Consider the following 24,045-nt stretch of genomic DNA (forward strand, 5'->3'; position numbering starts at 1 on the left):
AACCTGGTTCCCGCACTGCGCCCCGGCCAACCAGCGAGCCGCCGATACCGGCATCCAGTGCACCTGGCCATCGTCGAGCCCGCACTGGCCGTGGCCAGGACAGCGCAGCCCACGCAAGATCTGCTGGCGGTCGGGGTCGTTGTGCCAGGGCTTTGCTTTCCTTGAGCAGTTGTGTCACGCCGACCACGAGTTCTGACTGTCCACACTGAACAGTCACCGCATCATTGTGCCTCTGGCCGGAAACCAGGCAGCACTCCACAAGATCAGCGCCCGACAGACCCCGGAGGCGCCGTGCACCACTCTCGGTTTCGCAGGGTGGCAGGTCAGCCCCGGCGCACCGCCAGGTCCGGACGACCGCGCGCCGAGGTCGGGCGTTCCACGAGCATGACGTGGAACGAGTAGCGGTCGGCCCGGTAGACGTGCGCGCCGTACTCGACGAAGTTGCCCGACCGGTCGAACACGGTGCGTCGCACCATCGGCACGGGACTGCGGCGGGCCACCTCCAGCAGCTCGGCCTCGAGGGGCTCCGCTGACCGGCAGGTGATCACCTGGTCCACCAGGTGTGGGTGCACGCCCTGGCCGCGCAGGATCCGATAGAGCCCCTCGCGCTGGAGCCGCTCCGCCGTCAGCTGAGGGCCGCCGAGGGGCAACCAGTTGCGCAGCACGGCGAGCGGGCGTCCGTCGGCACTGCGCACTCGCTCGATCCGCACCATTGTGCCGAGGTCGCGGCCGAGCCGGGCTGCCAGTTCCGGTGGGCACGGGCCCCGCTCGAGCGTCAGCACGCGGGTGGTCGGGTCCCGACCCTCCCGCGACAGGTCGTCGTAGAGGCTTTCGATCGTGAGCGGGCGGTCGATCGGGGTCGGCAGGATCACCGTGCCGATACTCGGCCTGCGGGTCACGAGTCCGCGCGACACCAGTTCGGCGAACGCGCGGCGCAGCGTCGGGCGGGAGACCCCTAGCCGCCGGCTCAGGTCGAGCTCGTTCTCCAGCTGCTCGCCCGCCCGGAGCTCACCGTTGCGGATGCGGACCTCGATCTGGTTCGCGATCTGGGCATACAGCGGCTCCCTGGCGTCGCGGTCCAGGGCGACCAGGAGTTCCGTCGGTTCGGCCACACGCCTCTCCAGTGACTACGCCGCCCGCGCATCGTTCCGCGTCGAGCTGGCTTTGTAAGCATAAAGGCTTGACTATTGTCAGCACAAAGGTGAGGCTTCCACCACCCCCGCGGTTACGCTGCGAAACCGCTACCGCAGAACGGCCATGCGCAGGGAACCCACGATGTAGTGGAAGGAGCGGCATGACCAACGTCGAGTGGCGCCGAGCTCGCCGGAGGCGCCGGGTACGTGCCACCTCGGTCGGAGCGGCCAGCACGGTCGCGCTGGCCGGGCTCTGGTACCTCAGCACGGACGGACTCGGGCTCGTCTCCCCGCTGTTTCTCCCCTCCCCCGTGGCCGTCTTCGAACGACTCATCGAGTTCACCCAGCGTGACTATCAAGGTGCGACGCTCATCGGCCACCTGTTCGCGAGCCTGCGGATCGTCGCCATCGGGTGGTTCGTAGCCGGAGTGATCGGATTGCCGCTCGGCGTGGCCATGGGGTGGTCGCGGCGGGTGCGCACGGTCGTCTCCCCGGTCTTCGAACTGATCCGGCCCATCCCGCCGATCGCGTGGATCCCGCTGGCCATCCTCTGGTTCGGGCTGGGCACCGAGGCGCGCGTGTTCGTGGTCACGATCTCGGCGGTCGTGCCCTGGGTGCTGAACTCCTACGAGGCCGTCGCCGGGGTGGACAAACTACTGGCCAAGGCGAGCCGCTCGCTGGGCGCGCCGAGCAGGCGCACCCTGGTCGAGGTGGTACTGCCTGCCGCGGTGCCCACGCTGGTCGGGGGCGCGCGCATCGCGCTCGGCAACGCGTGGATGACCGTGGTCGCCGCCGAACTCCTCGGTGCCACCGCCGGGCTCGGATTCGTCGCGCTCAACGCACGGTCCACATTGGATCCGGACATCATGCTCGTCGCGATGCTGTTGATCGGGCTGCTCGGCGTCGTGTTCTCCGAGGGCCTGCGGCTGGTCGAAAAGCGGCTCTCCGGCTGGAAGGAGAGCGCGGCATGACCACGACCACGCGGCGCCCCGTGCCAGCCACGGCACGGCGCCGGACCTGGCCCGCTCTCGGCACGCTCGGGCTCGCGTCCAGCGGCATCGTCACCCTCGTCGCGGCCTGGTGGATCGCGGCCGACGTGTTCGACCTCTCCGAGAAAGGCGTCCTCGCCTCACCTCTCGCGGTCCTCGAACGGCTCGTCACCCTCACCTACGACCCGCTCGCCGGGCTCACCCTGCCGGGCCACGCGCTCGCCTCCTTCGAACGCTGGGGCGCGGGGTTCGCCGTCGCCGCGGCGCTCGGGCTGCTACTCGGATTCGCGTTCGCGTGGTGGCCGGGCTTCCGGTCCGCGCTGTTGCCCGCGTTCGAGGTGCTCCGCTACATCCCGCCGTTCGCCTGGATCCCGCTCGCCATCCTCTGGTTCGGGCCCGGGTTCACCGCACAGGCGTTCGTGGTGTTCATCGCGGTGCTGCCGCCGTGCGTGCTCAACGCCGAACTCGGTGTGCGCTCGGTCGACGACTACGTGGTCAAGGCCAGCAGGGTGCTCGGCGCCAGCCGGATGTCCACATTGGTCACCACGGTCGTGCCCGCAAGCCTGCCGACCGCGCTCACCGGACTGCGCATCGGCGTTGGCAACGGCTGGATGGCCCTGATGGGCGCGGAGCTCATCGTCGGCCGCTCCGGCCTCGGCTACGTGATCCTCTCGGGCCAGCAGAGCAACGATCCGGCAACCGTCCTCGCCGGCATGGTCGCCATCGGCGTGCTCGGCGCGCTGATGGACCGCGGCGTCCGCTTCATGGCCAACCCGTTCATCCGATGGCGAAAGGGGGTCGAGACCGGTGCCGCTTGACGAGAAGACCGCCGTCCCGACCGCACACGACGAAGGTACTGGCATGACTGACCGGCAGGCCAAGTTGCGGTTCGAGGGTGTGCACAAGAGCTTCCACACCCGCCGCGGCGAGGTGACCGCCTTGTCCCCCATCGACCTCACGGTGTACCAGGGCGACTTCATCGCGCTGGTCGGCCCGTCCGGCTGCGGCAAGTCGACGCTGTTGATGATCGCCGCGGGCCTCGAAGCGGCCAGCGGAGGGACGGTGCTCGCCGACGGCGCCCCGATGCGAGAGCCGGGACCGGACCGCTGCGTGGTCTTCCAGCGGTTCGCGCTGTTCCCGACGAAAACCGTCACCGGCAACGTCGAGTACGGCCTGCGCATGACCGGCGTGCCGAAGGCCGAACGCAGGGAACGGGTGCGCGAGACCCTCGGCATGGTCGGGCTCAGCGCGTTCGCCGACGCCTACCCGCACGAGCTGTCCGGAGGCATGCAACAGCGCGCCGCGCTCGCCCGCTCGATCGTCATGCGCCCTGACGTGCTGCTCATGGACGAGCCGTTCGGGGCGCTGGACGCCCAGACCCGGATCATCATGCAGGAGGAGATCGCGCGCATCGCCCGCGACCTCGGACTCACGGTGCTGCTGGTGACCCACAGCGTCGAGGAGGCCGTCTACCTCTGCAACCGCATCATCGTGCTGACCGCCCGACCGGGCGCGATCAAGCACGAGTTCACCGTCGACGACGACTGGTCTCACCACAGTGTCGACGAGGCCATGGCCCAACCAGGCTTCGGCAGCCTCCAGCGCACCGTGTGGAACGCGGTGCGCGAGGAGATCACCTCCGTCCAGTAACCCTCCTTCTTCCTTGCTGTGAAAGGCGTTGTCGAAATGAAGCCGATGAAGTCTCGTTTTCGCATGACGGTGGCCGTGCTCTCCGCACTGCTACTGGTCACGGCCTGCGCGGGCGCTCAGGAGGTGGGAGAGACCGGGAACACGGGTAGCAAGGTCACCATCGGCCTGCAGCCCACCGCGACGAGCTTCCCCATCTGGCTCGCCGAGCAGAAGGGATACTTCCAGGAGAACGGGATCGAGGTCGAGCTCAAGTACTACCCGAGCGGCGCCGCGATGTCCGAGGCCGGGCTCACCGGCGCCTGGGACGGCGGCAACATGGGCTCGCCCCCCGCTCTCACCAGCTCGCAGAAGTGGGACATGGTCGTGCCCGGGCCGAACTCGGAGGAGGGCGCGATCCAGATCCTGTGGGGCCGGACGAACGACTTCAAGGGCAAGGATCCCGCGACCGTCCTCGGCGGCGGCGAGGTGCTGGTGAAGGTCAACTCCACCCAGCACTACGCGTTCCTCGGCTGTATGCAGAAGTACGGCGTGGCGGGTGAGACCAAGCCACTGCCGGTCGAGGCGAACGCGGTCGCGGGTGCGTTCACCGGAGGCCAGGGCGTCGGCGCGATGACGTGGCCGCCGTTCGACGCCGAGTTCGTCGACAACCCCGAGTACGTCCACGTCTGCGACGGCAAGCAGGCCGGGAAGAAGATCTTCAACATGCTGGCGCTGACGCCCGCCTTCGCCAACAACCGCACCGAGCAGGCCGTCGCGTACGTGAAGTCCGCCTACCAGGCCAACGAGTTCATCACCGCGAACCCGGACGAGGCCGCCGATCTGCTCGTCCAGTACTACAAGGAGAACGGCGTCACCGCCACCAAGGAGGCGGCGCAGCGGGAGCTGACCGGCCGCACCTGGCCATCCGCGGCCGAGGCGCTGGCCCTGTCCAAGGGTGAGCTGTCCAGCGACCTCGAGGACCTGACGAAGGTGTTCGTCGATCTCGGCGCGTTCGACACCGAGCCGGATGTGACGAAGGCCGTCGACACCGGCCGCGAGATTCTCGAACAGGCCGTGGGCGAGTCCGCAAGCTGACGGCCTTTCCTTCACCACAACGGATTTCCAACCACAGCAGACGAGGGGTAGCGGCATGCCAACGGGAAGCGAGCAGGATCCGGTCGAGCTGGTGTGCCTTGGTCGGGTCAGCGTCGACCTGTACTCCGAACAGGTCGGCGCCGACCTCGCCGCCGCGCAGTCCTTCCGCCGCTACATCGGGGGCAGTGCGGGCAACACGGTCGTCGGCGCGGCCCGGCTGGGGCTGCGGGCGGCGCTCGCGAGCCAGGTCGGCTCTGACGCGTTCGGTGACTACGTCGAGTCGCAGCTGATCCGGGAGGGTGTGGTGACCTCGGCGCTGCGCCGCGACCCCGAACGCGGCACCGGCACGATCGCGCTCGCCCCGCACACCGGGCGCGGCTTCCCCCGCATCTTCCTGGTGGAAGACCCGGCCGAGTTCGCCATGACGCCCGCGCGGCTGGACGTCGATCTGGTGCGCGGGGCGACCGGCCTGCTCGTCGGCGGCACGTACCTGAGCAGGCCACACCTGCGCGAGACGACGGTCGCCGCGGTCGCCGCCGCCCGCGAGGCGGGCACGAAGGTCGTGTTCGACATCGACTATCGGCCCGCGTTCTGGGGCGTGGTGTCCCGCAGCAAGGGTGAGGACGAGGACAGCGTCCGGCCCGAGGTGACCGAGGGGCTGCGGGCCGTGCTCGCCGACAGCGACGTGGTCGTCGGCACCGTCGCGGAATTCCGCGCGCTCGGCGGATCCCGGGACCTCGACGAGGCGGTGCGTGACGTGCGCGGGCGCACCGGCGCGCTGCTCGTGGTGAAGGACGGCGCCGAGGGCTGCCGGGCCTACCCCGGCGACCTCGACGCGCCAGTCGTCATGCCTGGTTTCCCGGTGCGGGTGCTCAACTCCGTGGGCGCCGGCGACGCGTTCATGGCCGGGTTCCTGCGCGGCTACCTGCGTGGCGAACCGGTCGAGACCTGCCTGCGATGGGGATGCGCGTGCGGGGCGATCGTGGTGAGCCGGCTCGCCTGCTCCGACGCCACCCCGAGCATGGCGGAGCTGGAGACGTTCCTCGCGGCGGCCGATCGCACCGAGGGCGTCCGGGAGGTGTCCCCGCTGCTCGATCGCGAACAGGTGGCCACGGTGACCCGATACCGCGCCCGAACGGGCGTCGGGGTGTTCGCGATGGACCACCGCGGCTACTTCGCGAAGCTCGCCGCCGACGCGGGCCGCGCACCGGAGTCGATCAGCACCCTGAAGAACCTGCTGCTGAGCGCGTTCACCACCGTCAGCGCCGAGCGACCCGGCACCGGCGTCCTTGTCGATGACAGGTTCGTCGGCCAGACCCAGCTGGAGCGGCTCACCGACGGCGGCTACTGGCTCGCGCGGGCCGTGGAGATCAACGGCCGGATACCGCTGGACTTCCTCGGCGACGGCGACCCGGCCGCGCTGATCCGCACCTGGCCGGTCGACACCGTCGTGAAGGTCCTCGTGCGCATTTCGGCCGACGACGAGGAGGCGGTCGCGTCGGTGCAGCGGGACCGGCTGCGCGGCCTGTCGCGGATCTGCCGGTCACTGCAACGGGACCTGCTGGTCGAGATCCTGCCGTCGCCAGGCAGGCAGTACGCGCCCGGTGAGGTGCCCACGCTCGTGCGCGACCTCTACGCGGAGGACATCGTGCCCGCGTGGTGGAAGCTGCCGCCCCAGCCGGACGCCGCCGCGTGGCACGCGGTCGCCGACGTGATTCGTCACGAGGACCCGCACTGCCGGGGCATTCTCGTGCTCGGCGGATCCACGTCGCCGGATCTGATCGAGGCGGGCTTCGCCGCCGCGGCCGCCGAACCGCTGGTGATCGGTTTCGCGGTCGGCCGCCCGATCTTCCACGACCTTTCGGTGCGCTGGCTCGCCGGTGAGGTCTCCGACGACGACCTTGTCGCCGGGATCGCGGCCAACTACCGGGCCGTGCTGGACCGCTGGCGGGACGCGCACCGGGAGAGCCGCTGATGCGGGCGCTGCGTTACGAAGGACCGCGGGACATCCGGGTCGTGGACGTGCCCGCGCCGACCGCCGCGCAGGGCGACGTGGTCGTCGACGTCGCCTACACCGGCATCTGCGGCACGGACCTGCACATCTGGTCCGGGCACCACGCCCGCGCGAAGACCGGCCTGGTGATCGGGCACGAGTTCGTCGGCACCCTCGCCGACCCGGCCGGCGGCCTCGCCGCAGGCTCGCCGGTGTTCGTCAACCCGCTGCTGCCGTGCGGCCGGTGCCCCGCGTGCACCGACGGCGAGGATCGGGTGTGCGACGTGCTGCGCCTCGTGGGCATCGACCGGCCTGGCGGCGCGGCCGAGCAGGTCGCGGTGCCGGAACGCGCGATCGTGCCCCTGCCCGGCGGGATGGACCTGAAGGCAGCCGCGCTCATCGAGCCGATGTCGGTGTGCGTGCGGGCGGTCCGCCGGAGCGGGCAGCGGCTCGGCGCGCGGGTACACGTGGTGGGGGCCGGACCGATCGGGGTGCTGGTCGCTCGCTGCGCCCGCGCCTGCGGGGCCGCGTCGGTGACGATCAGCGAACCGGCGCAGGTGCGCGCGGAGTGGGCGCGGGAGGCGGGGTTCGACGTCGTGCCCGGCGACGGGGCAGAACGGTACGAGGTGGTCTACGACTGCACCGGGCACCCGTCGGTGGCACCGAAGGTCCTCGATCTCGTGGAAACCGGCGGCACGCTGGTCGACGTCGGCATGTACGCCGCGCCCGCCCAGGTGGACCTGCCGGAGCTGATGCGGCGCGAACTGCGGATCGTCGGCACCTGCGTGTACCGGCCCGCCGACGTGCGGGTGGCGTTGCGGCTGATCGCGTCCGGCGCGGTCGAGACGGCGGACCTCGCGACCGTGGTCGGCATCGACGAGGCGGGCGGCGTGTTCGCCGACCTCGCGGCAGGGAAACTGCTGAAGGTACTGGTCGATCCGAACGGAGACCGGTCGTGATCGACGCTCCCGAACCTCTGGCAGGGCGGGTGGCCGTGGTGACCGGCGGAGCCGACGGCATCGGCCTCGCCACCGCGGAGCGACTGGCCGCCGCAGGCGCCACGCTCGTCCTCGTCGACGTCGACCCGGCACTGCCCGACATCGCGACCACGCTCGCGGACCGGCACGCGCGGGCGGTGCTACCGATCACCGCGGACGTCGCCGACGACACCGCGATGGCGGACGGGTTCGCGCGTGTGGACGCCGAGTTCGGCCGGGTCGACGTGCTGGTCAACAACGCGGGGATCATGACGCCGCACCTGGTGCCGGTGCACGAGGTCGCGCTGCCCGACTTCGACGCGATGCTGCGAGTCCACCTGCGCGGCGCGTTCGTGTGCGCGCGGCTCGCGGTGCCGCTGATGCGCCGCGGCGCTTTCGGCCGGATCGTGAACCTGACATCGGTACTCGGCACGCTCGGGCTGCCCGGCCGGTCAGCCTACGCGGTCGCGAAGACCGGCGTCATCGGGCTCACGCGCTCGCTCGCCGTCGAGGGCGGCCGGTACGGGATCACCGCGAACGCCGTGCTGCCGGGCTGGATCCTCACCGGCCGCCTGCGGGCGCGGCTCGCCGCGGGCACACTCGACCACGACCGGTACGCGGAACGAACACCCGTCGGCCGGTGGGGCGACCCGGCCGACGTCGCCCGCATGATCACCTTCCTCGCGCTCCCCGCGTCGGGTTTCCTCACCGGTGGCGTGTTCCCGGTGGACGGCGGCTACTGCGTGCGCGGCGACGCCGACGAGGACATCGGACCGGTCCACGACAGACAGGAAGTGGGATGAACAACCAGATCGCCATCCACCCGGCGGCGTGGGCGGCCGAGCTGACGCCGGACAACGCGACGGCGATCGCGCGGCGCGCGGCCGGGCACGGCTTCCACCGCATGATCGTCCCGCTACGCACACCGGAGACCATCGACGCGGGCGCGTTCGAGAAGGCGTTGCGCGACACCGGAATCCGGCCGGTCAACACAGCGGGCCAGCTGCCGGATGCGGATCTGTCCAGCGTGGACGAGGAAGTCCGGGAGCGCGGCCGGAACCGGTTGCGCCTCGCCGTGCGACTGGCCCGCGACATGGGTTCCGACCATGTGGGAGGCGTGCTGTACGGACCGCTACGCCACGCACCGGTGCAGCCGTCCGGCGAGACGCGCCGGATCGCGGCCGAGTCCCTCGCGATCGTCGCCGAGGAGGCGAAGACCTTGGGCGTACGGCTGGTGCTGGAGATCGTCAACCGCTACGAGACCAACCTGCTCACGCACGCGGCCGCCGGGGTGTCCTTCGTCGAGGAGGCGGGTTCGGACAACCTGTTCCTGCACCTGGACACCTACCACATGAACATCGAGGAACCCGACCTCGGCGCAGCAGTGCGGCTGGCACTCCCCCATCTCGCCTACCTGGAACTGGGCCAGAACCACCGCGGTGACCTCACACGGGGCCACATTCCGGTCCGTGAGGTGCTCGCCACCGCCCTGGCCGCGGGCTACCGGGGCATGATCGGCGTCGAGGCCTTCACCCGGCGACTGATGACCACCCAGGTCGCCACCTCACTGGCGATCTGGCGCGACGTGTTCGACGACGGCGACACGCTCGCCGCCGAGGCGGCCCGGCTGGTTCACGACGCGCTCGCGGAGCACGTCGCCCCGAACTGACCGGGCCCGCGCGCGCACCGTTTCCAGTCGGCCGGGTTCGCCGCGGTCGACCGGGTTTGGCAACCCGCCGATCCTGCACCGCGGTCAGGCCGTGGCGGGCCTGGGCCGCAGCGCCCAAGCCAGCACGCCGAACCCGGCGGCCATCAGCAGGCCGTGCCCGATACGTCCGGCCGACGGGCCGAAGAACTGCGGCAGGAACAGCACCATGGCCACGGCGAACGGCACACCGGCCCAGGCGGCGAACCGGCCGGAGCGGCGCACGGCGATGGCGGTCAGCACACCGGTCGCGGCGAGCAGCAGCATGCCGGCCCCGAAGAACGTCGCGGGGACCAGATCGAGCCTGATGGTCTCGGCCCCGGTCAGCAAGCTCGCGTCCCGGCGCTCGAGGGCTTCGACGCTGAGCGCGTTGATACCGAACGTCTCGCCGCCGTAGTAGGGCAGGGTCAGGCCGGCACCGAGGTACGCGGTGACGACGGCGGCGGAGGCCGGGCCCCTGCCCGCCGTCCCCGAGACCGCGGCACGGAGGCCGAGCATCGCGGGTGGCAACAGAACGAACCCGATCATGGCGGCGACGTGCGCGGCGGTCCACGCCGAGGAGGCCATCGCGGTGGCTCCCTCGAGCGTGGTCTCGTCGGAGTAGGGCCGCAGCGCGGGATAGACCGCGAACAGCAATCCCGCGACGGCCAGCGCCATCGTGGTGTTGATGGTGGAGAACGTCCTGTCGGCTTGCGTGATCTGTTCCACGGCTTCTATTCCCCCGAACCAGGTCATGGTGGACATCCGGTGTGACCGCGCCGGGACGGCGCGGCGGGGCAATCATGGCCGACGTTTGCTGAGAAAACTGAGGATCGCCGGGCACCCTTCAGCGCCGCCTATGCCGCGCGCAAGGGCATGTCCATCGGGACGCGCAAGTCTGGTCGGGTGCAGACGACGACTCAGGAACCGGACGTCCGGCCCCCGCTCGGCCGAGGCTGGATCGCAGGGTACGCCGTGGCCAGCACGGGCATGTGGCTGGCGGTTCTCACCCCCGCGCAGGTGCAGCTGGCCCGCCAGTCCGAGGTGCTGGCGCCTGGCGGCAAGACAGCGCTGCTCGGCCTCGCGACCGGCCTTGGCGCGGCGGTGACGGCCGTGGCGGTGCCGGTGCTCGGCGCGCTCAGCGACCGCACCCGCTCGCGTTACGGCAGGCGCAGGCCGTGGGTGCTCGGTGGCGCGCTGGTGGCCGCCGCGGGCCTGTTGTGGCTGGCGACGGCGTCCACCGCACCGGCGATGGTGGCCGGTTGGCTGGTGGCTCAGCTGGGCCTGGCGGGTGTGCAGGCCGCGCTGGTGTCGACGATCCCGGACCGGGTGCCGCGCCCTCGGCTGGGTGCGGTCACCGGGTGGGCGGGCATGACACAGATGCTCGGGGCACTCCTCGGTACCGTGCTGGTGAACCGGATCGTCGTCGACCTGGCCGCCGGGTACGTGGCGTGTGCGGCACTCGCAGTTGCCTCGATGGTGCCCTTCCTGTTTGCGCACAAGGAAACCGGAACCGTCGCCGTGGTGGCGGCCAGGCGGCAGCGGGTCGCGTTCTCGCCGGACCTGGCGTGGGCGTGGCTCAGCCGTTTCCTCGTCATGCTCGGATTCGCGCTGATCACGCAATACCTCCTCTACTACCTGCAGGACGAACTCCGGGTGGAAGACGTCCAGGAGTCGGTGCTGACGGTGACCGCGATGACCGTCGTGTGCTCGATGCTCGCCGCCCTGGTCACCGGCCGCTGGTCCGATCGCGCCGGGCGCCGCCGCGTGTTCGTCGCGGCCGGAGCCCTGCTGATGGGCATGGGTGCGCTGGCGATGGCCAGCGCACCCATGTGGCCGGTGGCGCTGGGCGCGGCCGCGCTCGTCGGCCTGGGCTTCGGCACGTTCCTCGCCGTCGACCTCGCGGTGATCGCGTCGGTCCTGCCCTCGGCCGCCGACACGGGCCGCGACCTGGGCTTCTTCGCCGTGGCGGCGGCAGCACCGCAGATCCTTGCCCCGGCGCTGGCCGTGCCGGTCATCGCCGTCGCCGGCTACCCGGGCCTGTACGTGCTGACGGGTGCGGTCACGATCCTCGGCGGCGCCGCGGTCATGCGGGTCCGCAGCGTGAGCTAGGCCGGACACGCACAACCGCTTTCGCGGGAGCCGGCAACCCGGCTTCCGCGAAAGCGTGCGCACGTCACCAGGCGACAGGCAGCTCCTTGAGGCCGTGGACGAGCATGCCCTGCTTCATGGCCAGGTTGCCGACATCGGTGGCCAGGCGGAGCGTCGGGAACCGGCGGAACAGGCTGGAGATGGTGATCCGCAGCTCGGCGACCGCGAGGGGCGCGCCCAGGCAGTAGTGAATGCCGTGGCCGAAGGCCAGATGGGGATTGGTCTCGCGGTCGGGATCGAACTCGTCGCCGCCTTCGAACACGCGGGGATCGCGGTTCGCCGAGCACACCGCGGCCAGGACGGCGCTGCCCGCGGGAATGACGGTGCCCGCGATCTCGACGTCCTCGGTGGTGATGCGCATCGGGCCGCCGTCGCCGATGGGGTTGACGCGGAGCAGCTCGGGCACCATGGCGCCGACCGCGTCGGGGTCGGCGACCACGCGAGACAGGTACTCGGGATGGCGCAGCAGGGTGAGGACGCAGGCGCCGATCATGGACACCGTGGTCTCGTGCCCGGCCACCAGGATGGTCATCGCCATGACGACCAGCTCGGCCTGGTCCAGCGCGTCCTTCTCGTCGTGGGCCTTGATGAGTGCGCTGAGCAGGTCGTCGCCGGGGTTGTCGCGGCGACGGCCGACCAGCTCGTAGATGTAGCCCGCCATCTCCAGGCGCTGCTGCATCATCTCCTCGGCCGTGTGCGTGGTCAGCGACACGATCGCGTTGGACCAGTCGCGGAACTTCTCCCGGTCCTCGAACGGGACGCCGAGCAGCTCGCAGATCACCTGCACGGGCAGCGGGAACGCCAGCACCTGGTTGAGGTCCACCGGACCGCCCCGGTGGCCTTCCATCTCGTCGAGCAGGGCGTCGGTCAGCTCCTGGATCCGGGGCTCCAGGTTGCGGACGCGCCTGGCGGTGAACTCCGCGGTGACCAGCTTGCGCAGCCGGCTGTGTTGCGGCGGGTCGGTGGAGAACAGGCTGTTCGGTGGCATCGGCGCCGCCGTCAGCTTCGGGGCGCCCTCGGCTATCATCGCCGCCCGGCTGAACCTCGGATCCGACAGCACGAGCTTCGCGTCGTCGTAGCGGCTGACGATGTAACCGGTGTCCCCGCTGGGAAGGGTTACCTGCGCGACCGGCTCGTCCTCGCGCAGTTCGGCGTAGACCGGCGGCAGTTCGATCGCCGACGGCCGGTGGAACGGATAGTGCCTCGGGCAGCCGCTCGTCGAAGGGCCGGCCGCGGTCTCGGCGTCCATGCTGGTTCCCCAATCGCAGTGGTTGGCACGACAGGCACGAGTCCCTGTCGGCTCCCACGGTCGCGGGGCGGCCTGAGCCCCGGCTTAGGCGGCACTTTTCCTTGCGGCGCGGGCGATGGCGACGTGCGCCAGCCAGGTCAGGCCCAGGGTGAAGCCTGGTGCGGCCTGCTCGTTGGTGTCGGGCAGGAACGTGAACGCGGCCAGCACCACCACCGGCGGCGCCCAGTGCCCGGCGACGACCCGCACCGGCTTGCCGAGGCGCCCGGCCAACGGCAGGGCCGCCCCCACGATGCCCGCCGGAATGGTCCAGCCCTGATGCTTGACGATCTCGAACGCCGCGAAGGCGGCGCACGCACCGGCAAGCACGAGCCAGCCGGGATTCCATCGCTGAGGGGACTTACTCACGTGGCGAGCTCCGGCTGTAGTTGGAAGTAGGCGGTGGCGAGCATCTTCTTCTGCAGGAAACGACTGCTGCCCAGCACACGATAGAGGGTGGACCGGGCGGCCACGGCCAACGTGTGCTCGAACGTGAACGCGCGCTCCTGCCGCAGCTGGAGCTGGCGGGAGATCCGGATCCGGCTCTCCCGCTCGGCCTGGAATCGCAGCACCGCCGTCTGGACCAGTTCGGCCCGGCGAGCGCCGGTCGCGTCGAGCGCGGGATCGAGCAGGCCGGCGAGGGTGTGGCCGTCGATCAGGGCGTGGTTGACTCCCTGGCCCAGTATCGGGGTCAGGGTGTGCGCGGCGTCGCCGATCAGCACCAGGCCGGGGCGGGACCACCGCGGGGTCAGCACGGTGAAGATGTCCAGCACGGTGGTGCCCGACCAGCTCGTCACGTGTTGCCGCAGCGTCGGCGTCAGCTCCGGCGCGATCTCGTCCATCCGGGCGTGCAGCGCCTCGATGCCGCCCGCGCGAAGCTCTTTGAGACCGCCCTTGGGGATGTTGAAACCGACGCGGATGTCGTCGGGGTAGGTCGGGATGAACAGCCCGTGCCGGGAGCCGGACAGGCGGATGCGGTAGATGCCCCGCTCCCAGCCCTCGGGCCGGGGCACGCGCAGCCACACGACGTCGCGGTCGAGCATGGTCTTCTCGAACTCGAGGCCGGACAGGTCACGGATCTTGCTGTACCGGCCGTCCGAGCCGACGACGAGTGCGGCTCGGACCTCGTGTGTTTCGCCGTCGGCTCCGCGGTAGCGCACGCCGGCGACCGTGCCATCCTCGTCGATCAACTCGGTCACTTTCGCCCCGGTGCGCAGGTCGAATCCGCTGTGCTCGGCGGAGGACTCGGCCAGCACGGACAGCAGGGTGGGCTGCGGGATCTCCATCGGGTAGCGCTGGGCGTAGTCCCATTCGGAGAACTCGGAGTGCATGACGACCTTGCCGCCCTCGGCGATCTCCAGCCGCTCGATCTTCAGGGCGCCACGCTCGACGATGGTGTCGAGCACGCCGAGCTGGTCGAGCAGCCAGACGCCGTCCGGCGACATCGACTCGCCGCGGAACGTGCGGTCGAAGCGCGGGCTCTGTTCCAGCACGGTGACCTGGTGGCCCGCGCGTGCCAGGCACAGCGCGAGGCACAGCCCGGCGGGGCCTGCCCCGGCGACGCAGACGTCGGTCGTGTGGCTGTTCATTGTTGTGCTCCTACTGCGACAGCGGATGGGAAGGGACGGTGGGCACGGCCTCGACCAGGCGCGCGCGGACGGCGGGCAACAGCCCGCTGTTGCGGTCCTGTACCAGGAAGTGGCCGCCGTCGAGCAGGTCGATGCCGAAGACGTCCGCGGCGTGATCGCGCCAGCCGCCCAGCTGACCGATGTCGACGAGCGGATCTCGCCTGCCTCCGAACACGTATACGGGCATCGGCAGCTTGGGGGCGGCGATGTAGCGGTGGCTGGCGCACAGGATGAGGTCGTCGCGCACGGTGCCGAGCAACAGCCTGAGCCATTCCGGCCGGCTCAGCAGCTCCTCCGGCATCCCGCCGACGGCGCGCAGCCGGTGGGCGAGCGTGACGTCGTCCAGGTCCTGAACGTTCTCGCCGACCAGCCGAGGTCTGGTCAGATGCGGTGCGGCGTACGCGGCGACGAGGTAGGCCAGCGGCAGGGTCGCGCCCCTGGCCATGCGGCGCTGCACCAGCCAGTACGCGATCAGCGCGCCCATGCTGTGGCCGAAAGTCGCGTACGGCTCCGCCAGGTCGGCGTCGAGCAGCTCGTCGAGATCCTCGACCAGCGGGCGCAGGTCGTGGTACCGGACGACGGTCGCCGGGTTGTCCCTGCCGGGTAGCTGAACGGGACGCAGGGTGAAGCCGTCGGGCAGGCCGTGCTCCCAGGCGCGAAACACCGACGCTGTGCCACCGGCGTGGTGGAAGCAGAACAGGTTGACGGTCATGGCGCCACCCGGGTCAGACCGCCGCGGCCGGTGCGTCCGCGCAGCGCCAGCAACAGCCCGAGCACCGTGGCCCTGCGGTCACCGAGCCGGGCCAGCACGTTGCGCAGCAACCACAGGCGGGTGTCGGCGAGGTGGCCGGGTGAGCCGTGGACGTCATCGAACTCGACCCACTCGAAGTCGGCGACGTGCTCGGCGAGCAGCTCCCACTCGCGACGCGGGATGATCTCGTCGCGTCTGCTCGCCACGTATCGCACGGGCACACGCACCCTGGCCAGGTCGTCGCGAGTGAGCGCCATTCCGGACAGGTCCGCCCCGCCGCTCAGGTGTGCCAGCGTCGACGTGGTGGTGGCCGGCAGGGCCGCCGGGTCACCGAACACGCCGGACACGGGCGCGCCCACGGTGTGAATGCTGGAGATGCGAGGGTCGTGGCGGGCCGACGACAGCGCCAGGTGCCCTGCGAAGCTCAGGCCCACGACGTGCACGCCCGCGGCGCAGACGCGTGCGCCGAGCGCGTCGAGGATCTCCGGGATCAACTCGTCACTGCCTTTGCCGTAGGGGGCGGTGTTCTCCCCCACCGACGGCATCTCGGTGACGAGCACGCCGGCACGGAGCCGGCGGGCGGAGGTGAGGAACGGCGCCCACTGCTCCTTGACGCTGATGATGCCGCCCATGACCAGCAGGACCGGGTTGCCCTCGTGCAGGTTGGCCGTCCACGCCGCCACGTCACCGCTGGGCAGGGCGAACTCGCGGCGCTCGATCCCGCCCTGCCGGCGCCGCCACGTGTCGAACGCCGCCACCGCGGACCTGCCCGCCGCGGCGCGCACATCGTCGGCCGGGTACGGGAAACGGGCCAGGACGAAGTATCGGCACGCCTGCAGCGGCCTTCCCTCTGCGAGCTGTCTATCGCCCAGCTCCGACCAGGTTCTCGGCCACGCCGCGGGATCGCCGCCGGCCTTGATCCTGGCGAGCGCCGAGGCGACGGACCCCGGGTCGAGGCCCTGGGCGCGCGCGTGCAGTCCCGCGAAGTCGGCGAGCTCCGCGAGCGTCGGCTCGGTCACCGATTCACCCCCTCTAACAACCTTCTCGGCGGTTGGGTCGTCGGCGCGCCCTCGTGCAGGGCGACCCCGAGCCAGTAGCCCTCGGACAGCCGGGTGGCCGCGAGGCGGTAGCCGGGTGGCGGCACGTCCGCACGGAGCTTGGCCAGGTCGATGGCCAGCCCTCGCCCGTCGGCTTTCGCCACGGCCTCCTTACGGACCCACATCCGTGCGATGGCCTCGGTACGGACCCGCCGCGGCAGGCCGGCGAGCACGGCGTGCTCGTCGGGATGGCAGACCCGGGCCAGCATCGACGGCTCGGCCGCGATCTCGCGGTCGGTCCGCTCGACGTCGACGCCGATGCGGCCCACCCGGCTGACGCCGAGCACGAGCAGGTCCTCGGTGTGGCTGAGGTTGATGTCGACCGGAATCCGCTCCCCGGTACGGATGTCCACCGGGTAGGGACGCCGCCGGGCATCGCGGTCGATCCTCACGTGGCCGGGATCGATCTCCAGCAGCCGCGACAGCGTGGTGGTGATCATCGATCGCGAGCCCTCACGGCCAGCGCCCCACTCGTGCGACGTGCCGTGGCCGACGAGGACGCCGCGTCTCGACCAATGCGCCCGCACCCGCGCCCACCGCTGTGCGCCGAGACCGGGTCGCAGGGCGACCGGCGGGTCAACGAGCGGCATCGCTGGGCTCCGGGGTGTTCCGCAGGGTCTCGACGAGGTCGTCGAGTACGTCGGCCGCGAGCGCGCCGTCGAGCACGCGGTGGTCGAACGTCAGGCTCAGCGGCAGGACCGGGCGCGCGACGATCTCGCCGTCCCGCACCACGGCCCGCTGCTCGACCCGGCCGACGCCGATGGTGATCGCGGTGCCGCCGCTGGAGAAGAACCGGCCGACGCGACGGTGCCCCAGCGAGGTGACCGCGACGGTGCCCAGGTGCCGGTGTCGGCCGGACAGGCGGCCCGCGGCGAGGAACACCAGTCGCCCCAGCGGAAACGGCACACGCTGCAGCGCGCGGGCACCCGCGAAGTCGGGCAGCGTGGCCGGGTTCGCACCGGCCAGCCGGGTGATGCGGTGCTGCAGGAACGACCGCGACGCCCGGTCGGCGTCCTGCAGCACCGCGGAGAGCACCACCCGCGTGCCCCCGAGCTCGCGGTCGAGGGTGAGCTTCACGTCGACGAACGGGTAACGCGCGACCCTGTGCCGGATCAGCCCGCCGATGCCGGAGTTCGCGTCCGGGTGCCGGGCCATGACCCGGCCTGCCGCGTGGACGACGTACGTCAGCACCGACGCCGGGCGCTCGGCGGACGCCCGGTGCGCCATCAGCTCGGTGACGTCGACCTCGGCGTCGAGGTGCACCGGGCTGGCGGCGCGGACGGAGGCCAGGAAGTGCAGGGTGTGCCTGCGCTGCCGGGGCAGCGCGGTGATGGCCGGGCTCACGGCCCGATCACCGCGTGGACGCCCCGCAGGCTGGTGGCCTCCAGGAAGGCCATCATCGGCGCCGGCCGCCCGGTCGCCTGCTCGACCGCGCCGAGCAGCTTGAGCATCATCACCGAGTCCCAGCCCTCCAGGTCGTCGAACGCGGTGTCCAGATCGGGCTCGGCGAGTTCGAGGCCGACCTCGTCGCGGACGAGCTCGAGGAAGGCGTCGGGGCTCATCGGGTTCCTCCGGCCGGCGCGGGAAGTGCGGATTCGACGGTCAGGTTGGCAACAGGGCCGGGCAGCTCGGCGAGGTCGTGGCGGAACCAGCGGGCGGCCGGGTCGAAGCCAGCCGGGGTGTCGATCGGGGCGAAACCGTGCTCCGGCAGCAGGTTCTCCACTCGGCCGTTGCGCGGGGTCGGCTTGTAGCCGCCGATCACGGCGGAGGCGCCCTGCGCGGCAGCCCAGCGCAGCAGCTCGCCGATCCAGGCCGACTCGATGCCGCGGCCGAGCACCCGGCACGACATGACCAGGTTGTCGATCAGCACCGTGCCACCGTCGCGCCGGGCGAACACCACCCCGACGACGCCGTGGTCGCCGAAACGGTCGCGGACCCGGATCGGTGCGACCACACTGTCCGCATCGGACAGAGCCGCGCGCACCGCGGACTCGTCGAGCCGCAGCGTCATCAGGTTGAACTGGTTGGTGCGCTGGGTGAGCTGGGCGAGCCGGGCCACGTCGGCGGGGCCGGGGGCGAAGATGTCCAGCCGGGTGTCCAGTTCGGCGAGGTAGTCGGTGAGCGAGGAGAACCCGGTGCGGAAGTCCGCGCGGCGGGCCTCCGTGCGGTACGCCTCGGCGCGTTCGCGGTCCTCGGCGGTGATCGTGGTGGCGTCGAACCAGCCTTCGGCGAGCAGCCGGTCGACGTGCGTGGCGGGCTCGTCCGCGTCGACGTCGACGACGGCGATCTCCGGCCGGTTGGCCCGGATCAGGCCCGTCTCGGTGGTCGAGTCGTCCACGAAGACCAGGCTGTCGACGCCGATGCCGATGCGCTCGGCCACCCGCGGCACGGTGGCGACCTTGGGTTCCCAGCCGGCGAGCACGGTGACGAAGTCGTCGCGACGGACCAGCAGGTCGGGGTGGGTACGCAACACCTGGTCCACCTCGGCGGCGTCGTTCTTGCTGCACACAGCCAGCAGCACGCCCTGGCTGCCGAGTTGTGCGACGGCCCGCTGGAACCGGCGGTGGGCCTCGCCGCGGAAGCCCTCCGCCATGTCCAGGCCGTCACCGCCGGACTCGGCCAGCGTGCCGCCCCACAGCGTGCCGTCGAGGTCGAGCACAAGGCACTTGCGAGGCCGGCCGCACAGCCCGCGGGCGAGGTGGCCGACCTGGCGCGCCAGCGCGCCGAGCAACGCGTCGGTGTAGGCGACGTGCGCGTAGCCCTCCAGCCGCGCGTCGCGGGCCGGGCCGAGGTCGCCGAGCAGCGGGTCGAGGTCGATGACGTAGACCGTGTCCGCAGACGTGCCCAGCTCCAGCAGGTCGGCGGTGAACCGGCGCCACACCGCGCCGAGCCTGGCACGTTCGCGAAGGTCGAGCACCTGGTTCGTCCACGACGACCACAGCGGTGCGGTGGTGAGGACCAGCGCGCCCCGGCCCCGCTCGGTGTGCGACGCCGCGAACCCGCGCAGCAGCCCGAGCAGCTCGGCGGCGGCGGTGCCGACGTCGTCGACCGTCCACACGGGAGAAACGATCCGGTCGAACACGGCCGACGCGTCGAGCAGGCACAGCGTCAGGTCGGCCGCTGCGGGCCGGGCGAGGTGCAACGCGTACGCGCCGGGGTCGCCCACCGACACCTGCCCGGCGAGACCGTGCCGGGCCAGCTCGCCGGTCAGCGCGGGCAGCAGCGGCGCGATCGTGCCGCTGCCGGTGACGGAGATGGCGATGGTGGGGATGCCGGGGTTGGCCGCCACGACGTCCTGACAGGACAGTCCGCCGAGCAACGCGCCCGCGCGTCGCACCGTGGCGGTGTCCGCGGCGGCCAGCAGCGGCCCGAGTTCCAGATAGCGCTCGGCGAGCGCCCCCTCGTCGCGCAGCGCGCGAATCCGGTCTGTGTTCACAGTCCCTCCAGCGCGAACCCGGTGCGGATCCACTTGCTCGACTCGATCGCCACGGCCAGCGCCCGGTCGCCGGGAGCCAGCGGCAGCGTGTGGTGCAGTTGCAGAAACGGCAGCGCGTTGCCGTTGTTGCCGGTGTCGGCGACGCAGCTGATCTCCCGCGCGGTCAGGCCGAACCGGTCGAGCAGGCCCGCGGTGATGTGCTCGGTCATCCGGCCGCCGAGCTGCGGCGGCATCAGGTGCGTGATCGACTCGGCCGGCCACCCCGTGCGGTCCAGCAGTTCGGTCAGCATCTCGCCGGCCAGCGTCGGCACGTCCGCCTCGATCGCCTTGTAGTTCTCGTCCACCGGCTGCTCGCCGCTGTCCCTGTCGGCCGCGCCGAACCAGCGGATGACCTGGCCGGGGTCGCGGCCGAGGCCGACGAACGTGTTGCACACCGGGCCGAGCCGGGTGCCGGACTCCTCCTCGGAGCGGGCCAGCACGACCGCGCCCGCACCGTCGCCGAAGATCACGTAGTTGACCAGCTCGCTCGGCGGCAGTGCCGGGAAGTCGTGGTCGAGGACCAGGTGCTTGGCGCAGCTGTCTCCGCCGATGACCAGGGCCGTCGCGTGCTCGTCGTCGAGCATCCGGCGCGCCAGTGCGAGCGCCTGCACCGCGCCCGCGCAGCCCGACTGGAGTTGGTAGGTCGGCACGGACTGCATCCCGAGCCGGTCGGCGACGAGGTTGACCGACGCCGGCATCAGGTGGTCGGGCGACGCGGTGGCCAGCACCACGAGGTCGATGTCGGCGGGCTCGAGCCCGGCGTCGGCTATCGCCGCCGCGCCCGCCTCCGCGGCCAGGTCGACCAGCGTGTGGGTCGGCTTGCCGGTGTCGAGGTCGACGCCGAGGTGACGGGTTCTGGTGCCGATGAACCGCTCCACCCAGCGCGGGTCGGTGCCGAACTTCTCTCCGAGCCGCACGTTGTCGATCGGCTCCCCTGGCAGGGCGATGCCGCTGCCCAGCAGCAGGTGGTTCACGCCGACGCTCCTTCCGCGATCTGGTGTGTGCGCTCGAAGTGGTCGATGAGCGTGCCGACGGTGGTGAGGTTGGGCAGCAGGGCTTCCAGGTCGAGCGGGCCGATGGCCGGTTCGAGTTCGTCCACGAACCGCATCGCCATGATCGAGTCGAAGCCCAGCTCCTCGAGCTGTGCGTGCGGGTGCAATGCGGCCTCCGCGTGCCCGGTGACCGCGGCGATCGCCGCCAGGACCAGCGTGGTGATGCCCGCCGCCGGTGTGCCCGTGCCGGCGCCCGGTGCGGCCTGCTCCGCGGGCTCGCTCCGCTGCGGCGCCGCGACGGAACGGCCGTCGTCGGCGCTGAACCAGAACCGGGTGTCACGGTCGAAGACGTAGCCCGGCAGAGTGCGGCGGACCCTGGCCGATGGCGGGAACCAGTGGTCGAAGTCGAGGTCGACGCCGTCGCGGTAGAGCGCGGCAACCACCGACGCCAACTCGCCTCCGGTGGCCGTGGGGCCGGGTGAGCAGGCCAGAGACGTGTGCGCGGGGAGGACGTCGCGCAGCAAGCCGAGCAGGACGGGCCGGGGGCCGACCTCGACCACGTGGGTGGGCTCGGCCTCGGCGAGCAGGCCGGCCGCCTCCGCGAAGCGAACCGGACCGCACACCTGCTCGGCCCAGTACGCCCCGTCCACGCTGCCGGCAACGCCCGGCCGCACGGTGGAGTACAACGGATACCGCGGCGATCCCGGCCAGACCCGCTCGGCCAGCTCCGTGAACTCGGCCAGCATCGGCCGCATCAGTGCCGAGTGGAACGCGTGGGACACGCGCAGCCGGGTGGCGGAGCGGCCCGCCGCGCGAATCGCGTCGGCCGCCCGCTCGACGGCGGCCTCGGTGCCGCTGAGCGTGACCGCGCGCGGCCCGTTGACCGCGGCGACGTCGAGCACCTCTCCCGGTTCAACGGTGACCAGTTCGGCCAGTTCGGCGCTCGAAACCGCGGCGGCCAGCATCGCACCGCCCCCGGGCAGGGCCTGCATGAGCGTGCCGCGCGCGACGACCAGCCTCGCGGCGTCGGCCAGCGTGATCCCGTCCGCCACACACACGGCGGCGAACTCGCCGACGCTGTGCCCGAGCAGTGCGACCGGGCGGACGCCCAGCTCCACCAGGGTCCGGCCCATCGCGTACTCGACGCCGAAGAGCGCGGGCTGGGCCAGCCCGGTCGGTTCCAGGTCGGCACCGGCCAGCAGCAACTCGACCAGGGTGCCGCCGGGCAGCTCGCCCAGCGCCGCGGAAGCCTCGTCGAGATGATGGCGGAACGCCGCGCAGTGCCGGTAGAGCGGTGCGGCCATCCCCGCGTACTGACTGCCCTGCCCGGTGAACGCCAGCGCCACGCGCGGCGCGGCCGGCCTGCCGTCGCCCGGCAGCGTGCGGGTCAGCGTGTCGCACGCGGCGACCAGGGCGTCGCGGCCGATACCGCCGACCGCGGCCCGGTACCGGAGGCCGGTCTTGACCCGGGTGGACGTCCACGCGAACTGCGCGACCCGGCCGGGTACCTCGGCGGCCAGCGCGTCCCGCAGCGCGGCCACGTTGGCGGCCAGCGCCTCCCGCGTCGCGGCGGTGACGGTCAGGACGGCCGCCTGCTCGTCCCTCATCGCCGGCGTGGGTGTGCGCGGCGGCGACGAGAGGACCAGGTGCGCGTTGGTGCCGCCGAGGCCAAAACTGCTCACCCCCGCGTGCACGGTCCCGGAGGGCAGCCGGGTGGTGCCTGCGGCCAGCCGGAAGCCGTTGTCCGCCAGCTTCAGGTCGGGGTTCTCCGCGCCCGCGGGTGTGCCGGGCAGGGTGCGCCGCTCCAGCGACAGACACGCCTTGATCAGGCCGGCGATGCCCGCCGCGCCTTCCAGGTGTCCCAGGTTCGCTTTGACCGAGCCGAGCAGCACTGGCCTGGTTCGTCCCTTGTGGACGTCGCCGAGTGCGCGGACCTCGATCATGTCGCCGAGCCGCGTGCCCGTGCCGTGCCCCTCGACGAACGTCACGTCGTGCGGGTCGACACCGGCCCGCTCGTGCGCGTTCCGGATCACGTCGGCCTGGGCGAACCGGTTCGGCGCGGTCAGGCCGTTGCTGCGCCCGTCCGAGCCGACCGCGCCGCCCTCGATCACCGCGTAGATCCGCTGTCCGTCGGCGACCGCGTCGGCCAGCCTGCGCAGGATCACCACGCCGACGCCCTCGCCCCGGCCGATCCCGTCGGCGTCCGCGGCGAACGGCTTGCAGCGGCCGTCCGGCGCGGCAAGTCCGGCCTGGTCGTAGAAGATCGACAGTGCCGGCGTCAGGATCAGGTTGACTCCGGCCACGATGGCCATGTTCGCTTCGCCCGCCCGCAGCGTCGTCGCCGCGAGCGCAGCGGCGACGAGCGAGGACGAGCACGCGGTGTCCACGGCCATGCTCGGACCCTTTAGGTCGAGATGGTAGGAAATGCGGTTGGCCGCCATGCAGTAGCCGTTGCCCGATCCGCGCTGCGGGGTCATGCCGCGGTAGTCGGTGAGGTGGATGTTGCCCCACTCGCTGGACATGATGCCCACGTGCACGCTGGTCGCGGTGCCGGCCAGCGACCTCGGCGCGTAACCCGCGTCCTCGCACGCCCGCCAGGCCGCCTGCAACAGGAGCCGCTGCTGCGGGTCCATGGCGGCGGCCTCGATGGGCGAGATGCCGAAGAAGCGGTGGTCGAACGCCGCCGCGTCGTCGATGAACGCCGCGGGAGTGTCCACACCGGACTTGACATCGGTCAGCGTCGCCGGGTCCCAGCGGTCGCCGGGAACGGGGCCCGCTGCCACGCGGCCGTCCAGGAGCAGCCGCCAGAAGTCCTCGACCGTGGGGGAACCGGGGAACCGGCAGTCGATGCCCACCACGGCGATGGCGCCGCGTGGGGCGGTCACGACGCGATTTCCCCGTGCAGGTGGACGGCGAGGGCGTCGATGGTGGGGTGGTCCCAGGCGACGGTGGGCTCCACCACCAGACCCCACTTGTCCTCGACGTCGCCGCACAGGCTGAGCACGTAGACCGAGTCAAGGCCCAGTTCGGCGAGCGGCACGGTGGTGTCGATCTCGGCTGCCGGCGCCTCACGGTACTCGGCGATCCGTTCGACGAGCCACGCCGCCACGTCGGCCGGCGTCACGTCGACGGTGGTGCTGTCCGGACTGTTCATGGTCTCCTCTTT

The 24,045-nt window shown here is 71.7% G+C and carries 23 protein-coding genes; 9 read left to right on the forward strand and 14 right to left on the reverse strand.

The window, feature by feature from the left end:
* Positions 1 to 323 precede the first annotated feature (323 nt).
* Positions 324 to 1,112, reverse strand: a complete 789-nt coding sequence (locus tag DI005_RS24540) for a GntR family transcriptional regulator (RefSeq protein ID WP_112274660.1) — start codon at positions 1,110 to 1,112, stop codon at positions 324 to 326.
* Positions 1,113 to 1,294: 182 nt separating this feature from the next.
* Between DI005_RS24540 and DI005_RS24545 the strand changes: the two genes are divergently transcribed.
* The 8 genes from DI005_RS24545 (at position 1,295) to DI005_RS24580 (ending at position 9,485) form a co-directional block, all read left to right on the forward strand.
* Positions 1,295 to 2,104, forward strand: coding sequence for an ABC transporter permease (locus DI005_RS24545; protein WP_113643669.1), 810 nt, complete (start codon positions 1,295 to 1,297; stop codon positions 2,102 to 2,104).
* On the forward strand, positions 2,101 to 2,940 hold the full coding sequence (locus DI005_RS24550) for an ABC transporter permease (protein WP_113643670.1): 840 nt from the start codon (positions 2,101 to 2,103) through the stop codon (positions 2,938 to 2,940). The genes DI005_RS24545 and DI005_RS24550 overlap by 4 nt, the downstream gene beginning before the upstream one ends.
* Before the next feature lie 43 nt (positions 2,941 to 2,983).
* The gene (locus DI005_RS24555) at positions 2,984 to 3,772 is read left to right on the forward strand and encodes an ABC transporter ATP-binding protein (RefSeq protein WP_112274900.1); all 789 of its coding nucleotides are present in this window, start codon (positions 2,984 to 2,986) and stop codon (positions 3,770 to 3,772) included.
* A gap of 63 nt (positions 3,773 to 3,835) precedes the next feature.
* Entirely contained in the window at positions 3,836 to 4,846 is a 1,011-nt protein-coding gene (locus DI005_RS24560; RefSeq protein ID WP_158303247.1) for an ABC transporter substrate-binding protein, read from the forward strand.
* Positions 4,847 to 4,901: 55 nt separating this feature from the next.
* Entirely contained in the window at positions 4,902 to 6,821 is a 1,920-nt protein-coding gene (gene iolC, locus DI005_RS24565) for a 5-dehydro-2-deoxygluconokinase (protein WP_113643672.1), read from the forward strand.
* Complete coding sequence (locus tag DI005_RS24570) at positions 6,821 to 7,798, forward strand: zinc-binding dehydrogenase (protein WP_113643673.1); 978 nt, start codon at positions 6,821 to 6,823, stop codon at positions 7,796 to 7,798. The genes iolC and DI005_RS24570 overlap by 1 nt, the downstream gene beginning before the upstream one ends.
* Positions 7,795 to 8,619: an SDR family NAD(P)-dependent oxidoreductase gene (locus DI005_RS24575; protein WP_158303248.1), complete on the forward strand. Its 825-nt coding sequence runs from the start codon at positions 7,795 to 7,797 to the stop codon at positions 8,617 to 8,619. Before DI005_RS24570 ends, DI005_RS24575 begins: the two co-directional genes overlap by 4 nt.
* The gene (locus DI005_RS24580) at positions 8,616 to 9,485 is read left to right on the forward strand and encodes a sugar phosphate isomerase/epimerase (protein ID WP_113643674.1); all 870 of its coding nucleotides are present in this window, start codon (positions 8,616 to 8,618) and stop codon (positions 9,483 to 9,485) included. The genes DI005_RS24575 and DI005_RS24580 overlap by 4 nt, the downstream gene beginning before the upstream one ends.
* Before the next feature lie 84 nt (positions 9,486 to 9,569).
* Here the strand turns inward: DI005_RS24580 and DI005_RS24585 are convergent, their stop codons facing one another.
* Positions 9,570 to 10,265: a hypothetical protein gene (locus tag DI005_RS24585; protein WP_147263909.1), complete on the reverse strand. Its 696-nt coding sequence runs from the start codon at positions 10,263 to 10,265 to the stop codon at positions 9,570 to 9,572.
* 141 nt (positions 10,266 to 10,406) lie between these two features.
* Between DI005_RS24585 and DI005_RS24590 the strand changes: the two genes are divergently transcribed.
* Positions 10,407 to 11,612 carry an MFS transporter gene (locus DI005_RS24590; RefSeq protein ID WP_158559896.1) on the forward strand — a complete coding sequence of 402 codons (1,206 nt, stop codon included), beginning with the start codon at positions 10,407 to 10,409 and terminating at the stop codon, positions 11,610 to 11,612.
* Between the two features lie 64 nt (positions 11,613 to 11,676).
* Here DI005_RS24590 and DI005_RS24595 read toward each other — a convergent pair whose 3' ends face one another.
* The 12 genes from DI005_RS24595 to DI005_RS24650 form a co-directional block, all read right to left on the reverse strand.
* Positions 11,677 to 12,900 (reverse strand): cytochrome P450, encoded by a 1,224-nt coding sequence (locus DI005_RS24595; protein WP_113643677.1) that lies wholly within the window; start codon positions 12,898 to 12,900, stop codon positions 11,677 to 11,679.
* 84 nt (positions 12,901 to 12,984) lie between these two features.
* Entirely contained in the window at positions 12,985 to 13,305 is a 321-nt protein-coding gene (locus DI005_RS24600; protein WP_233520300.1) for a hypothetical protein, read from the reverse strand.
* The gene (locus DI005_RS24605) at positions 13,302 to 14,525 is read right to left on the reverse strand and encodes an FAD-dependent oxidoreductase (RefSeq protein ID WP_113643679.1); all 1,224 of its coding nucleotides are present in this window, start codon (positions 14,523 to 14,525) and stop codon (positions 13,302 to 13,304) included. The genes DI005_RS24600 and DI005_RS24605 overlap by 4 nt, the downstream gene beginning before the upstream one ends.
* Before the next feature lie 10 nt (positions 14,526 to 14,535).
* Positions 14,536 to 15,276 carry a thioesterase II family protein gene (locus tag DI005_RS24610; RefSeq protein WP_113643680.1) on the reverse strand — a complete coding sequence of 247 codons (741 nt, stop codon included), beginning with the start codon at positions 15,274 to 15,276 and terminating at the stop codon, positions 14,536 to 14,538.
* Positions 15,273 to 16,334, reverse strand: a complete 1,062-nt coding sequence (locus DI005_RS24615) for an alpha/beta fold hydrolase (protein ID WP_113643681.1) — start codon at positions 16,332 to 16,334, stop codon at positions 15,273 to 15,275. The genes DI005_RS24610 and DI005_RS24615 overlap by 4 nt, the downstream gene beginning before the upstream one ends.
* The gene (locus tag DI005_RS24620; RefSeq protein ID WP_113643682.1) at positions 16,331 to 17,002 is read right to left on the reverse strand and encodes a 4'-phosphopantetheinyl transferase superfamily protein; all 672 of its coding nucleotides are present in this window, start codon (positions 17,000 to 17,002) and stop codon (positions 16,331 to 16,333) included. Before DI005_RS24620 ends, DI005_RS24615 begins: the two co-directional genes overlap by 4 nt.
* Complete coding sequence (locus DI005_RS24625) at positions 16,989 to 17,756, reverse strand: 2-oxo acid dehydrogenase subunit E2 (protein WP_113643683.1); 768 nt, start codon at positions 17,754 to 17,756, stop codon at positions 16,989 to 16,991. Before DI005_RS24625 ends, DI005_RS24620 begins: the two co-directional genes overlap by 14 nt.
* Positions 17,753 to 17,974, reverse strand: coding sequence for an acyl carrier protein (locus DI005_RS24630; protein ID WP_112274693.1), 222 nt, complete (start codon positions 17,972 to 17,974; stop codon positions 17,753 to 17,755). Before DI005_RS24630 ends, DI005_RS24625 begins: the two co-directional genes overlap by 4 nt.
* Positions 17,971 to 19,848, reverse strand: a complete 1,878-nt coding sequence (locus DI005_RS24635; protein WP_158559897.1) for an HAD family hydrolase — start codon at positions 19,846 to 19,848, stop codon at positions 17,971 to 17,973. The genes DI005_RS24630 and DI005_RS24635 overlap by 4 nt, the downstream gene beginning before the upstream one ends.
* A complete protein-coding gene (locus tag DI005_RS24640) occupies positions 19,845 to 20,861 on the reverse strand; it encodes a 3-oxoacyl-ACP synthase III family protein (RefSeq protein WP_113643685.1) in 1,017 nt (338 codons plus the stop codon). The genes DI005_RS24635 and DI005_RS24640 overlap by 4 nt, the downstream gene beginning before the upstream one ends.
* Positions 20,858 to 23,764 (reverse strand): type I polyketide synthase, encoded by a 2,907-nt coding sequence (locus DI005_RS24645; protein ID WP_199543189.1) that lies wholly within the window; start codon positions 23,762 to 23,764, stop codon positions 20,858 to 20,860. Before DI005_RS24645 ends, DI005_RS24640 begins: the two co-directional genes overlap by 4 nt.
* Positions 23,761 to 24,033: an acyl carrier protein gene (locus DI005_RS24650; protein WP_112274699.1), complete on the reverse strand. Its 273-nt coding sequence runs from the start codon at positions 24,031 to 24,033 to the stop codon at positions 23,761 to 23,763. Before DI005_RS24650 ends, DI005_RS24645 begins: the two co-directional genes overlap by 4 nt.
* Between the last annotated feature and the right edge of the window lie 12 nt (positions 24,034 to 24,045).

It is taken from the genome of Prauserella sp. PE36 (assembly GCF_003311655.1).
GTDB classification, from domain to species: Bacteria; Actinomycetota; Actinomycetes; order Mycobacteriales; family Pseudonocardiaceae; genus Prauserella_A; species Prauserella_A endophytica.